This window comes from Salinibacillus aidingensis, assembly GCF_039522525.1.
Lineage (GTDB): Bacteria > Bacillota > Bacilli > Bacillales > Alkalibacillaceae > Salinibacillus > Salinibacillus aidingensis.
The window spans coordinates 550,377-564,427 of sequence record NZ_BAAADO010000002.1; the positions used below are offsets into that span (position 1 = coordinate 550,377).

General features: G+C 42.8%; 7 protein-coding genes. 6 read left to right on the top strand and 1 reads right to left on the bottom strand.

What is annotated here, in order from left to right; all coding sequences use genetic code 11:
- Positions 1-214 precede the first annotated feature (214 nt).
- The gene (gene zwf, locus ABD006_RS06245) at positions 215-1,705 is read left to right on the top strand and encodes a glucose-6-phosphate dehydrogenase (protein ID WP_425542197.1); all 1,491 of its coding nucleotides are present in this window, start codon (positions 215-217) and stop codon (positions 1,703-1,705) included.
- A gap of 165 nt (positions 1,706-1,870) precedes the next feature.
- Here zwf and gndA read toward each other — a convergent pair whose 3' ends face one another.
- Positions 1,871-3,286: an NADP-dependent phosphogluconate dehydrogenase gene (gene gndA, locus ABD006_RS06250; RefSeq protein WP_343838845.1), complete on the bottom strand. Its 1,416-nt coding sequence runs from the start codon at positions 3,284-3,286 to the stop codon at positions 1,871-1,873.
- A gap of 285 nt (positions 3,287-3,571) precedes the next feature.
- Here gndA and ABD006_RS06255 point away from each other — a divergent pair, with 285 nt between their 5' ends.
- The 5 genes from ABD006_RS06255 to ABD006_RS06275 all read left to right on the top strand — a co-directional run bounded on the left by ABD006_RS06255 (position 3,572) and on the right by ABD006_RS06275 (position 13,966).
- A complete protein-coding gene (locus ABD006_RS06255; protein ID WP_343838847.1) occupies positions 3,572-4,573 on the top strand; it encodes a TAXI family TRAP transporter solute-binding subunit in 1,002 nt (333 codons plus the stop codon).
- A 180-nt stretch (positions 4,574-4,753) separates the two neighbouring features.
- Positions 4,754-6,721, top strand: coding sequence for a TRAP transporter permease (locus ABD006_RS06260; protein ID WP_343839037.1), 1,968 nt, complete (start codon positions 4,754-4,756; stop codon positions 6,719-6,721).
- 426 nt (positions 6,722-7,147) lie between these two features.
- Complete coding sequence (pepT, locus tag ABD006_RS06265; protein WP_343838849.1) at positions 7,148-8,380, top strand: peptidase T; 1,233 nt, start codon at positions 7,148-7,150, stop codon at positions 8,378-8,380.
- Positions 8,381-8,721: 341 nt separating this feature from the next.
- Positions 8,722-11,979 carry an SNF2 helicase associated domain-containing protein gene (locus ABD006_RS06270; RefSeq protein WP_343838851.1) on the top strand — a complete coding sequence of 1,086 codons (3,258 nt, stop codon included), beginning with the start codon at positions 8,722-8,724 and terminating at the stop codon, positions 11,977-11,979.
- A gap of 472 nt (positions 11,980-12,451) precedes the next feature.
- A complete protein-coding gene (locus ABD006_RS06275; RefSeq protein ID WP_343838853.1) occupies positions 12,452-13,966 on the top strand; it encodes a glycine betaine uptake BCCT transporter in 1,515 nt (504 codons plus the stop codon).
- Positions 13,967-14,051 lie beyond the last annotated feature (85 nt).

Genomic DNA, 14,051 nt, shown 5'->3' on the forward strand with positions numbered 1-14,051 from the left:
TAACGTTGCCAATCATGCATACGTTTCAGCAGCTTAATGGTTTCAAAATATTCCTGTATATAACAGTAAAGTTTAATCAATCCAATAAATTGATATCCCTTATAAAGTGATTTATACTTTTTGAAGGAATTCACTAAAATTACAGATTTCTGGTCATGCTATGAGTAGAACCCAGCATGGCCTGAAGATATTTTTAACAAAGGTGAGGATTGCATTGACAAACAGGAACGAAACATCGTGTACAATTGTTATTTTCGGTGCGACAGGGGACTTAGCCAAACGCAAGCTATTTCCTTCCATATATAATTTATTTGCAAAAGGTGAATTAGGTCCGAATTTTGCTGTGATTGGAGCAGCGAGACGGAATTGGAGTCATGAGACACTTCGGGAAAATGTAAAAAAATCTCTGGATGAGTCCAAGACGGAAATCAATGAAGACCATCTTGATGATTTTCTGGCTCACTTCCATTACATATCTTTAGATGTTACAAGCAAGGAATCGTATCAGAATTTAAACCGTCTCATTAACGATCTTGAGGGCGAATTTAACATTCCTTGTAATCGAATGTTTTATTTAGCTATGGCTCCACAATTTTTCGGTCCCATCGCTTCCTATTTGAAATCTGAAGGACTTACCAATGAAACCGGCTGGAACCGATTAATGATTGAAAAGCCGTTTGGTCACGACCTCCCTTCAGCCCGACAGTTAAATAATGAAATTCGTGAAGCCTTTCGAGAGGATGAAATCTACCGTATTGACCATTATTTAGGAAAAGAAATGGTGCAGAACATTGAAGTCATTCGTTTTGCAAATGCCATTTTCGAACCTCTATGGAACAATCGGCACATCTCCAATATTCAGATTACCTCCAGTGAAACCCTGGGAGTGGAAGAACGCGGCGGCTACTATGATAAGTCCGGGGCCTTACGGGATATGGTTCAGAATCATATGCTGCAAATGGTGGCCCTTCTCGCTATGGAGCCTCCAATCCGCTTGACAACAGAGGAGATTCGAAGCGAAAAAATAAAAGCGTTACGCGCATTACGACCGGTTTCAGGTGATCAGGTCGATGAATACTTTGTCAGAGGTCAATATGGCCCTGGAAACGTCAAGGGGAATGAGGTTCCAGGCTATCGGAGCGAGCCTAACGTGGATCCGGATTCCAATACCGAAACATTTGTTGCGGGTAAATTATTAATTGACAACTTCCGATGGGCCGGCGTTCCGTTTTACATTAGGACAGGCAAGAGAATGGCCGAGAAGTCGACGAAGATTGCCATCCAGTTCAAGGAAATGCCAATGAACTTATATTACAAAACCGATGAGGACGTTCACCCGAACCTGCTGGTGATCCATATCCAGCCGGAAGAGGGAATTTCTCTTATTTTAAATGGTGAGAAGCTTGATCTTTCCGGTCAAACTACTCCGGTTAAGCTGGACTATGCGCATACTTCAACGGATAAGTTAAACACACCTGAAGCGTATGAAAAACTGTTAAATGATGCGATTAAAGGAGACGCTACAAACTTTACCCATTGGGATGAGGTGGCGCTGTCATGGAAGTATGTAGATGAAATCTTTAATGCATGGCAGCAAAAAAAGGCTGCTCAATTTCCAAACTATGAAGCCGGATCTCTGGGACCAAAGGAATCAGAGCATCTCCTGGCTCAGGACGGCTTTCACTGGTGGCCATTGGATTGGTAAATCTAAAGTCGGTTATAAGAATAGCCCTCATGGAATGGTATTTCTGCCATGCCATGAGGGCTTTTATATGGGCCATTTATGATTCGTCCAAAGATATAAGAATTAAGAGCTTTTTAGGAATTGATCCAGATAACTTCGAATGAATCGCATTTTCTGTTTTACGTTCTATTTTTCCTGCCAATCTGTATGGAAGGTTCCTTCTTTGTCAATTCGCTGATAGGTGTGTGACCCGAAATAATCACGCTGGGCCTGCAGCAAATTGGCAGGCAGGGTCTCTGTGCGATAGCTGTCATAATAAGACAGGGCACCTGAAAATGCCGGCACTGGAAGACCTTGTTGAACGGCGATGGAAATCACCTTCCGCAACGACGTCTGGTAGGATTCCACAACCTCTTTAAAGTAAGAGTCAAGGATCAGATTATCCAATTGCGGGTTACGGTCATAGGCTTCTTTAATGTTCTGGAGGAATCCTGCTCTGATGATACAGCCCTCTCTCCATAGCATGGCAATTTCTCCAAAGTTCAGGTTCCAGTCATACTCCTCTGAAGCTGCCTTTAATTGATCAAACCCTTGAGCATAGGAGCAGATTTTACTCATATATAAGGCCTGGCGGACAGCTTCCACAAGCTCGTTTTTATCAATATTCAAGTCCTGAACACGATCCGGACCCTGCAGTACTTTACTTGCGGCGACGCGCTCTTCCTTCCGCGCAGAGATAAAGCGTGCGAAAACAGACTCCGTGATGGCCGGCAGAGAAACTCCTAAATCCAGCGCACTTTGACTTGTCCATTTTCCGGTTCCCTTTTGTCCGGCGGTATCAAGAATCATATCGACTAATGAGTTCCCTGTTTCCTCGTCAATCTTGGTGAAAATATCAGCTGTAATTTCAATCAAATAACTGTCCAGTTCACCCTTGTTCCACTCGGAGAATATGTCATGCAGTTCTTCATTGGATAGCTGCAATGTATGTTTAAGAAAGAAATAGGCTTCAGAAATCAACTGCATATCCCCATATTCAATGCCATTATGCACCATCTTCACGTAATGGCCGGCTCCATCCGGTCCAACATACGAAACACATGGATCCCCGTCTTCCTGAGCTGCAATATCCTTCAACATGGAAGACACTTTCTCATAGGCTTTCTTGTCTCCTCCCGGCATCAGGGAAGGACCAATACGTGCCCCTTCTGATCCCCCGGACACACCGACACCCAGGAAGTGGATGCCCCTGCTGGCTAAATACTTATTTCTTCGTACAGTATTTTCAAAATATGTATTACCACCATCCATTAAAATGTCACCGGCATCCAAATGAGGCAGCAATGAGTCAATGGCTTTATCGGTTATATCTCCGGCCGGAACCATTAGTATGATCTTTCTCGGTAATTCCAGCATTTCTATAAATTGTTCTAAATGACTCGTTCCTTCCATATTTATATTTGGATTTTCTTCCATGACTTTAGTAATGGTTTCTTCAGATATGTCATATAATGCTACTGAATACCCTTTACTTTCAAAATTTAAGGCCAAGTTCTTCCCCATAACTCCGGCACCAACAACACCTATATGCTGTTTTGACATGATGTTCATCCTTTCTAACAGTAATCTCTCTTTATTTTATAGTATGGAAGGCAATATGTGAAATTATGTCTTTGCGAAATTTGTTCATTATATAAAATGATTTGATTTTTTAAAAGAATATTAACCATAATAAAGATTTTTATGTTAAAATAAAATACAGTTGAAGTAGTACATGCTTTTTTACATACTTCATGATGTGAACGTTCTCAATGGATTTTAGTCTGATTTTGATAGAGAATTAGCCTTCATTGAGAATGATATAAAAAAATTTAAGGGGGATTTCAGATGAAAAAGACTATCACTCTAGTAATCTTTTCCATCATGGCACTAGTCCTTGCTGCATGTGGCGGCGGTGGCGATGCTAATATCGCTATTGGACCTGCTGGAAGTGGAACACAGGCAGCTGCATCCGTAATTCTTGAAGGTGCCGGACTGAAAGAAGATGAGCATTACAAGGCTTATGAAGAAGGCTTTGGCGATGCTAAGGATGGATTGCAGGATGGAAACATTGACGTTTCACTGGGGTTATTAGGCTTACCAGCCGGAAGTGTAAATGACCTCCAGGCGACATCAGGGGACGCTAAGCTTCTTAGCCTGTCGGATGAAACCATTAGTTATGTAGAGGAAAATCTGGGTTATTTAGAATACACCATTCCAGCTGGATCCTATGACTTTCAGGATGAGGATGTAAAAACAGTGACAGCTTATGCTGTTTTAGTTGGAAACACAGATACAATCGATAACGAACTCGCTTATGAATTGGCAAAAATCTCCGTAGAAAATGCAGATGATAACACCCACGCTCAATCCGACCACACTACATTAGAGAATGCCTTAAATGGATCACAGGGTCTTCCCATTCACCCTGGGGCTAAAAAATATTATGAAGAACAAGGGTTGACGGTTGAATCTGAAGAAGCGGAAGTAAGCGCTACAGCAGAAAGCCGTAAAGAAGAATTTGTTTTAGGTACAGGAAGCTCAGGTGGTACGTACTACCCACTTGGCGGTGAAATGGCAACCATTTGGAGCCAGAACATTGATGGGGTAAACGTGACAGCCACAGAAACCGGGGCATCCGTTGAAAACCTTGCCAGCATTGGTCAAGGAAATATGGATCTTGGTATGACTGTACACGTACCAGCACAGGACGCTTACAATGGGGAAGGCGAATTTGAAGGTGAGCCTGTTGAAAACTTTGCCTTTATCGGCCATATTTACCCAGAAGTTATGCAGATTATTACTCGCGAAGAAACCGGAATTAATAGTTTAGAGGAATTAGCTGAGTAATCAACATAGGCGGAAACGCCGAAAAATTGATAGAACGATAAACTGGTGGGGACCTGACACAGCGTGTCCGGTCCCCCTTTATTCGAGTTAATTTTGTTAAAGGTGGTGAAAGGTGTGGCGAAAAACAACAATAAGAATCACACAAAAAACAACAAAGAAGACGAGCGTCTCACATCGGAAATCACTGACGAAAACGGTGAGCAATTATCCGAGCAAGAACTATTAGAGAAATACGATAAAGAAAGTAATTATCGAAAAAACATTGGGAAATGGGCCTGGATTGTTACGTTCCTCGGGGTCTATTTAACGGTATTCCATTTATACACAGGCTTTTATGGAACCTTACAATCACAGATTCAGGGTGCCGTCCACGTCGGTACAGCACTTGGGGTTATCTTTTTACTCTATCCAGTTAAAAAAGGATTGCATAAAAATGGAATCCCATGGTATGACGTCGTTTTAGCATTTACAGCGATTTTCGTAGGCTACTATAAAATTATTCAGTTTGATGCTATTTTAGATGCACGTGTTCACGGGTACTCATCACTTGATATAATCATTTCAATTTTAGGGGTACTCCTCTTATTAGAAGCAACCAGAAGATGTGTTGGTCTTCCGATTGTCATCGTTGCTTCCGTTACAATTCTATATGCGCTCTTCGGAAATTTAATTCCTGCCAATATGCTATCACACGCTGGCTTTTCGTTTGAAAAAGTATTTACGGATTTATGGTTCAGAGAAAATGCGGTATTTGGTATTCCTGTACAGGTATCGGCGAAATTTATCTTTCTTTTCCTATTATTCGGGGTTTTATTAGTCCACACAGGTATTGGACAGTTCTTTAATGATATTGCCTATGCACTTACAGGCCGTTTTACAGGTGGTACAGCTAAAGCAGCTGTTGCAGCCAGTGCCATGCAGGGGATGGTATCAGGAAGTTCCATTGCAAATACGGTAGCTTCAGGATCCTTTACCATTCCAATGATGAAAAAGGCCAAATTCAAACCTGAGTTTGCCGCTGCCGCTGAGGCTTCGGCTTCAACCGGCGGACAACTGATGCCACCGATAATGGGGGCTGCTGCCTTTATTATGATTGAATATACCGGCACAGACTATGCAACCATTATGCTGGCTGCATTAATTCCATCTCTGCTTTATTTTTCCGGCATTTTTATGGGCGCACACTTTGAGGCGAAAAAGCAGGGAATTGTAGGGATGCCCAAGGATCAGCTGCCAAGTGCGAAAAAACTGCTGTTATCCAAGGGCTTCATGCTCCTGCCACTGGTAGCTATCATCGGAACTCTGTTTGCAGGTTATACACCTCAAAGAGCAGCCTTAATGGGAATCCTCGTTGCATTCCTTGCCAGCTTTGTACGGAAAGATACACGAATGTCCTTCAAGAAAATTATCTTTGTACTTGAGCAGGGAACTCGTGTAGCGCTTCCTGTTATTGCGGCAGTTGGTACAGCCGGTATTATTGCCGGGGTTGTTGGAATGACAGGATTAGGAAGTAAGATTGCTTCCGGCATTATTGCCCTGTCACAGGGAATTCTGCCACTGGCCCTGTTATTTACGATGATTGCCTGTATTATTTTGGGTATGGGGCTGCCGACAACAGCGAACTATGTTGTTACCGCAACCGTAGCAGCACCTGCCTTAATTAACGGATTTGGTGTTGATATGCTGTCCGCTCACTTATTTGTGTTCTACTTTGGTATTGTGGCAGATATCACTCCGCCTGTTTGTCTTGCAGCTTATGCAGGTGCAGGGATTGCACGAGCCAATCCGTTCAAAGCCGGAACTACAGCCGTCCGACTGGCGATTGCAGCCTTTATCATTCCATATATCTTTGTGTTCAATCCTATTCTCGTTCAATCGGGTGATTACACGACGCTTGAACTGATCCTGGCTGTCATTACAGCTCTTATCGGTATGATGGGTGTAAGCAGCTCGGTTATGGGCTACTTCAAACGCAAAGCTTTTGCCTGGGAGCGTATCGTCTTAGTCGCTGCAGGTCTTATGTTAATTTCACCAAATCACTATGTGGATATTTTAGGATTTGTTTTAATTGCCGTTGTCTGGCTCTTCCAATCTCGCCGGGAAGATGATATGCCAAAACAAGGACCTGGCCAGCCATTACAGGCATAAATATAACGAGACTGGGACATAACTAATTTGCTTGGTCATTAACCGAATGATAGGTAACTAAGCGGAGGAAATATACGTAGACTCCTGGTCGGTTAAAAGCGGCACGTCCTGTGCCAACACCGACACCAGAACGTCCTGTTCGTCGTGGGAGGAAGGCCTAGGTGAGACCCCGCAGCGCGATAGCGTGAGGAGGCTCAACAGCCGCCCACGGCAAAGAAGACACTACGAAAACGACCGTAGGGAGTTTGAGTAGATGTCGCACTTGTGCTCTTGGGTGAAAGCGAAGTATATTTCCATAGCGGTGGTTCCTGCACCTATCATAATTCGGATTTCCCTTTAGCAAAAACATTTTTGTCCCGGCCTCGTTTTCTTTTTTACTCTTAAAGGTTTATGCTACTATTAGATTAAAAATTAGAGGTGAGTATGATGAAGCAGGATATCATAAAACGATTTACGTCCTATGTCCAAGTGGATACGCAATCAAATGAGAACAACGAGGAATGCCCTTCCACACCCGGCCAGCTAACCTTGGCCAATCAGCTTGTAGAAGAATTAAAAGAAATCGGAATGAAGGAGGTTACGATTGACGAAAACGGATATGTGATGGCTACCCTTCCTTCCAACACAGACAAAGAGGTCAACACCATTGGATTTTTAGCTCACGTCGATACCGCAACCGATTTTACCGGTAAAAATGTTAAGCCACAGCTTGTAGAAAATTATGATGGTGAGGACATTCAATTAAATGAAGACTTACATATCGTCCTGTCACCTGAAGAATATCCAAATCTCACTAACTACAAAGGTCACACCCTGGTAACAACGGATGGTACCACTCTTCTTGGTGCAGACAACAAAGCTGGTGTAACAGAAATTATGACCGCCATGGATTATCTTATTCAGCATCCGGAAATCAAACACGGCCCCATCAGAGTAGCCTTTACGCCTGATGAAGAAATTGGCCGGGGACCGCATAAATTTGACGTGGAACGATTCAATGCATCCTGTGCTTATACAGTAGATGGTGGTCCATTAGGAGAGCTTCAATATGAAAGCTTTAATGCCGCAGCTGCCAAAATTACGGTAAATGGAAACAATGTTCATCCAGGTACAGCCAAAGGTAAAATGGTGAACTCCATGAAAATAGCGATGGAACTGCATCAGCAATTACCAGTACAAGAAGCGCCCGAACATACGGAAAACTATGAGGGATTCTATCATCTGCTCTCCTTTGAAGGGGATGTAGAGCAGAGCAGCCTGGCTTATATCATCCGTGATCATGATAAAGATAAATTTGAGGCACGCAAACAGACCGTCAGACAGATTGTATCCAACTTACAGCAGAAATACGGTGAGGACACCATTATTCTTGAAATGAAAGATCAATACTATAACATGCGGGATAAAATCGAACCTGTAAAAGAAATTGTGGACATCGCCTATGAAGCGATGGAAAATCTCGAAATAAAACCTGTCGTGGAACCGATTCGCGGTGGTACAGATGGATCGCAGCTTTCCTATAAGGGACTGCCAACCCCGAATCTGTTTACAGGCGGCGAAAACTTCCATGGAAAATATGAGTTTGCATCCGTGGACCATATGATAAAAGCAACAGAAACCATTATTGAGATTGCCCGGTTGTTTGAGGAAAAGGCCTAGCAACCTGACAACAAAGAGGTTTAATAGAGGTCTATCCTTTACCATTAAATTTGTATATGGAATCAGAAAGCATATCAGCCCGAATGAGCTGGTATGCTTTTTTAACACGCATGAACTGGCCGTAATACCCCCACTTCAAGTCTTGAGGGTACCCCAACAAGACTGAGTGGGGGATGGAGACCCCCCACTGATGGAAGTTTCACTTTATGATGTCTGCTCAGTCAGAAGATGAATCATCTTTCTCCTATCTATGATAAAATAGATAAAATGGATACTAGATAGTATATTTTATAAGAAATAGTAGAATCATGGAAATAAAAGCAATAAGGATGAAAAATATGATGGACTTAAACAAGGGAAAGTTTACCCAGTCTATTTATAGAAGAGGACTGCAATATTATAATCAGGGCCGTGTTGGTCAATTCACTCATTATGCTGAAGAACACAGATGGCGTACAGCCGTTTTTGGCACGGAAGTTTATGACGTGGAAATCCAATTTACGGAAAATGGGATCTCCTATTTTTGTGAGTGCCCTGCTCATGAAACCTATCATTCCTGCAAACATACCGTTGCAGCCTTTTTAGAGCTGGCTGATGTGATTCAAGATCCAATTGATAGAGAAGCCCTTCATCAGTTCCTTGGACAATTTGAAAGTGACATTTCGTTCAGAAGAAGAAGAATTAGCCGTCAAAGGCCTGATCCGGCTACAGAAATGATTAAACTGTTCTCGGATTATATTGAAACATCCGATACGACAAACGAGCCATCCATTATTGCCAGACCGTTAAAATGCGAATATATATTAAAAACACATCAAAGAATCTGGGACTCTCCCCTGCTTACGGTTGAAATGAAAATAGGTGAACAGAGAACTTATGTAGTCAAGAAAATCCGTGAGCTGCTCAGCCATATTCAACAGCAAAAAGAGCTTATTTTTACAAAGAAATTCACCTATGATCCTAAAATTCATTATTTCGAGCAGGAAGACCAGGAGATTATCCAGCTATTAATGGAAATCTACACAAGTGAAAGCTTCTATCAGGGGTCCCGGAATTTACAATACGGCTACATTGATCCAAGAGAAATGGTCATTCCTCCCCTGCACGCAGACCGTCTGCTACAAATGCTGCAGCATCGGGATTGTCATTTTAAAGGCGAAACAGGGACCTATACAGGATTTTATCGTTCAGATGAGGAGCTTCCCTTTACCTTTGAGCTTGACCAAAACCAGCAGGCAAGCGGGTACAACCTTGACTTACACTTCCTGAACTCTGCTGTCATTTTAAACGATTATCAATTTGTTCTTTCCGAGAATATTTTCTATAAGGTTGATCAAAAACAGCTCGGGATTTTAAATGAAATGGGCAAAATTGTAAACATGACGCATAACCGGACATTACCTATTAAAAAGGAGCAAATAGAATCCTTCTTATCTCACGTTATGCCCAGCCTGAATCAAATTGGTGATCTTCAGATTAAAGAACAAATCTCAAACGACATTATCCAGCCGCCTCTGCAGGCAAAGCTGTATCTTGATATTGATGAGGAACACCTTACCGCCCGGCTTGAATATCATTATGATGACTATACCTTCTTTCCGTTCGGCAATTATAAGGATGAACGGCAGGAATCCAATCAGATTTTAATTCGCGACATGGAAAAAGAGCAGGAAGTGATGAGCATCATCGAAAGCGCGCCTTTTAAATATAACGGAAATGAACTGTACATTGATGAGGAAGATGAGATCTTTTCCTTTCTTTATGATGTACTCCCTAAGCTTGAGGACAAAATCGCGATTTATACAACCAATCAAATCAAACAAATGATGCTGGAGGAAAGACAATATCCTGATATCCAGATTGATCTGGATGCAAATGAAAACTTCCTGGAAATTAACTTTGATTTTGAAGATATTCATCCTGATGAAATTCAGCATATCTTTCAGTCCATTACGGAGAAAAAGCGATATTACCGCCTGCCAAATGGTACTTTTGTGCCACTTGAAGATGATGCCTTCACCCCGATTTCCAAGCTTATGAATGAGCTGAATATTGATCCCGAAAATATGGATGAAGGTCAAATCACCGTACCTGCTTATCGGGGGATGCAGGTTGAGAAATACATGAACAAGGAAATTGGGGCCAAATACAATAAGGCCTTCCGCCAGTTATTGCGGGATATTAAAACCCCGGATGAAAGTGAATATCCGTTGCCTGAGAGTTTAAATGCCGACTTACGTGAGTATCAGAACGTTGGTTATCAATGGCTGAAGGGCCTGAGCCATTATCGCTTTGGCGGAATTTTAGCGGATGATATGGGGCTGGGGAAAACACTTCAAGCTATCGCCTTTCTTTTATCCGACTGGGAGGAGAAGCAATCGGACAACCAGCCGGCTCTCGTGGTCGCACCCGCCTCCCTCGTCTATAACTGGAAAAGCGAGTTTACCAAGTTTGCTCCACAGCTAAATGTGGTTGTCGTGAGTGGTACCAGAGATGAGCGAAGAGGGAAACTGGAAAAGGCCACAGAAGCGGACGTCCTTGTGACTTCCTACCCTTCGTTAAGACAGGATATTGAAGTCTACCAGCCTCTGACCTTTTCAACGATGATTCTGGACGAGGCCCAGGCGATTAAAAACCATTTAACCAAAACGGCTAAAGCTGTAAAATCCATCGTTGCTACGAAGCGTTTTGCCCTTAGCGGAACACCGATTGAAAATTCGCTGGATGAGCTGTGGTCAATTTTTGATTGTCTGATGCCCGGATTTTTCCCAAATAAAAAGACCTTTAATACACTGCCGCAGGAGCAAATATCCAGAATGAGCAGACCCTTTATCCTGCGCCGTCTGAAGCAGGATGTATTAAAAGAACTGCCGGACAAAATCGAAACGGTTCATACCTCCGAATTAACAAAAGAGCAAAAACAGCTTTACCTCGGTTATTTAGAACAAATTCAGGGGGAAGCAGCCAATGCCATTGCTGCAGAAGGATTTCAAAAGAACCGGATGAAGATTCTGGCCGGTCTAACAAGGCTGCGTCAGCTGTGCTGCCATCCATCCCTGTTTATTGAAGATTATCAGGGTGAATCAGGCAAGCTCAATCAGCTGCTGGAAATCGTCGAAAATGCCCGGGAAAACAATCAGCGAATGCTTATCTTTTCCCAGTTCTCAAGCATGCTGCAAATCATTCAGCAGAAGCTTACCGATGCTGGAATGGATGCCTTTTATTTAGATGGACAAACACCTTCCAGAGAACGGGTGGAAATGGCCGAGCGGTTTAACCAGGGAGAGAAGGAAATTTTCTTAATCTCACTTAAAGCAGGTGGAACAGGCCTAAACCTTACAGGCGCAGACACCGTCATCTTATATGATTTATGGTGGAATCCGGCCATTGAAGAGCAGGCAGCCGGCCGCGCCCACCGCATCGGACAGAAAAAGGTCGTCCAGGTATTCCGTCTGATTACAGAAGGAACCATTGAAGAAAAAATCTACTCCCTGCAGCAGAAAAAACGGGAACTGATTGAAAATGTCATACAGCCGGGAGAAACGATGTTTAAGAGTCTTAGTGAAGAGGAAATTAAGGAATTGCTTAGTATGAATTAAGCAGCCATAAATTCAGTTATAGAAGTACACAGAAAAAATGCTCAGATTTACTGGGCATTTTTTCTGTGTACTGAAATTAAATTATGAATGTCCTTTAATATTTTAATTCATTCGATTTCATGGTTGGTTCAGAGTCCTTTTGATTGTGAATCAACTGTGATGCGGCTTCTCATGGCGGGTTCAGAGCTGCCTTGTCCCTGAATATGCCGTGACTCCCCCTCTCACGGCGGATTCAGACCACCCTCAACCACGAAACCACCGTGACTCACCCTCTCTCGGCGGATTCAGCACCATCCCACCCACGAATTAACTATGAATCCCACTCACTCTTAACCATATTAAGATACACCCTCTCCAAGCAGCCTAATAACTACTTGATTCACTTTGTTTCTTTCCCATACATATTTCCCCCTCAAAGGAAAAAAATATATAAATGATTCTTCACCATTTTTCCTGGAAAGGGGCACAAAGAATGAAACAGAACTATACGGTTTTTTATACATCCCTGGCGATTCTTGCCGTCCTGGTTTTGATCGGGATTATCATTCCAACAACCACTGAACAATTAACTGCAAGTATTCAGACCTTTATTTCGAATACTTTTGGATGGTACTACTTAATTATGGTCACCATACTTTTAATTATTTGCTTATATTTATTAATCAGTCCCATCGGAAGAATTAAACTGGGCAAACAGGATGAAAAACCGGAATTCTCAAGACCTACCTGGATCGCTATGTTATTTAGTGCCGGCATGGGGATAGGGCTTGTGTTTTACGGCACATCAGAACCGATTAGTCACTATGCCATCAGCTCTCCAACGGGCGAAATTGGTACAGAGCAGGCAATTAAAGATTCGTTGCGTTTCACCTTTTTTCATTGGGGAGTTCATGCGTGGAGTGTTTATGCCATTGTAGCGCTGGCCATTGCCTACTTTCATTTCAGACATGATCGTCTGGGGCTGATCAGTGCTACCCTAAGACCGATTCTCGGTGATCGCGTGGAAGGTCCGACCGGAAAAGCGATCGATGTATTTGCTGTATTGGCAACTGTGGTCGGAGTGGCAACCTCGCTTGGTTTTGGTGCTGCGCAAATCAACGGTGGACTTTCATACCTGTTTGGAATTCCGGCAAACTTTTGGGTTCAATTCCTCATCATTGTCATTGTCACGGTATTATTTATGATTTCCGCCTGGTCCGGTTTAGGGAAGGGCATTAAGATTTTAAGTAATGCCAATATGGGACTTGCGGCTGCTCTTTTTGTTCTGACATTCATTTTTGGGCCATCATTACTGATCTTAAACCTGTTTACCAATACCGTTGGAAGTTATGTACAAACTCTTCCTCAAATGAGTTTCAGGATTGCCCCGCTGAACCCGGATATTCGAGGCTGGATTAATGGCTGGACCATATTTTACTGGGCATGGTGGATCGCGTGGTCTCCTTTTGTCGGAATTTTTATCGCACGAGTTTCAAGAGGCCGCAGTATCCGGGAGTTTGTTTTTTCCGTATTGCTCATTCCTTCTGTTGTAGTGTTTTTATGGTTTTCGACGTTTGGCAGTTCAGCCATCTCCCTTGAACATAATGGCATTGCTAAAATTTCAGAATTAGCAACAGAAGAGTCATTGTTTGGCGTTTTTAACGAGTTTCCCTGGAGTATGGTCCTTTCGATCACCGCTATTCTTTTAATCAGTACTTTTTTCATTACATCTGCCGACTCTGGTACGTACGTATTGGGCATGATGACAACGAATGGCTCCCTGTCCCCGAATATCAGAATCAAGCTGACCTGGGGGATTATGCTGTCAGCAACAGCCCTTGTCCTGCTTTATTCAGGAGGATTGCAGGCTTTGGAAAATATGATGATTATCGCCGCACTCCCCTTTTCCATTATTATGGGCTTAATGACCGCCAGCCTGGTGAAGTCATTGTATAAAGAGTCTAAGGAACTGGGAATCGGACGGGTGAAAAAACGGAAAAAATCCTGACGAATGCTTTGCTCTGTCACTTAGATGTTCTCCTGTTTGTTTCCACTTTTTTACATCCTAAGTGAATCACAACTTTAGACAATAG

What these genes read in the sequence shown, in the direction of transcription:
- pepT (WP_343838849.1), top strand. Translation starts at nt 7,148, where the DNA reads ATGAAGCAGGATATCATAAAACGATTTACGTCCTATGTCCAAGTGGAT.
- ABD006_RS06270 (WP_343838851.1), top strand. Translation starts at nt 8,722, where the DNA reads ATGGACTTAAACAAGGGAAAGTTTACCCAGTCTATTTATAGAAGAGGA.
- ABD006_RS06275 (WP_343838853.1), top strand. Translation starts at nt 12,452, where the DNA reads ATGAAACAGAACTATACGGTTTTTTATACATCCCTGGCGATTCTTGCC.
- gndA (WP_343838845.1), bottom strand. Translation starts at nt 3,286, where the DNA reads ATGTCAAAACAGCATATAGGTGTTGTTGGTGCCGGAGTTATGGGGAAG.
- ABD006_RS06255 (WP_343838847.1), top strand. Translation starts at nt 3,572, where the DNA reads ATGAAAAAGACTATCACTCTAGTAATCTTTTCCATCATGGCACTAGTC.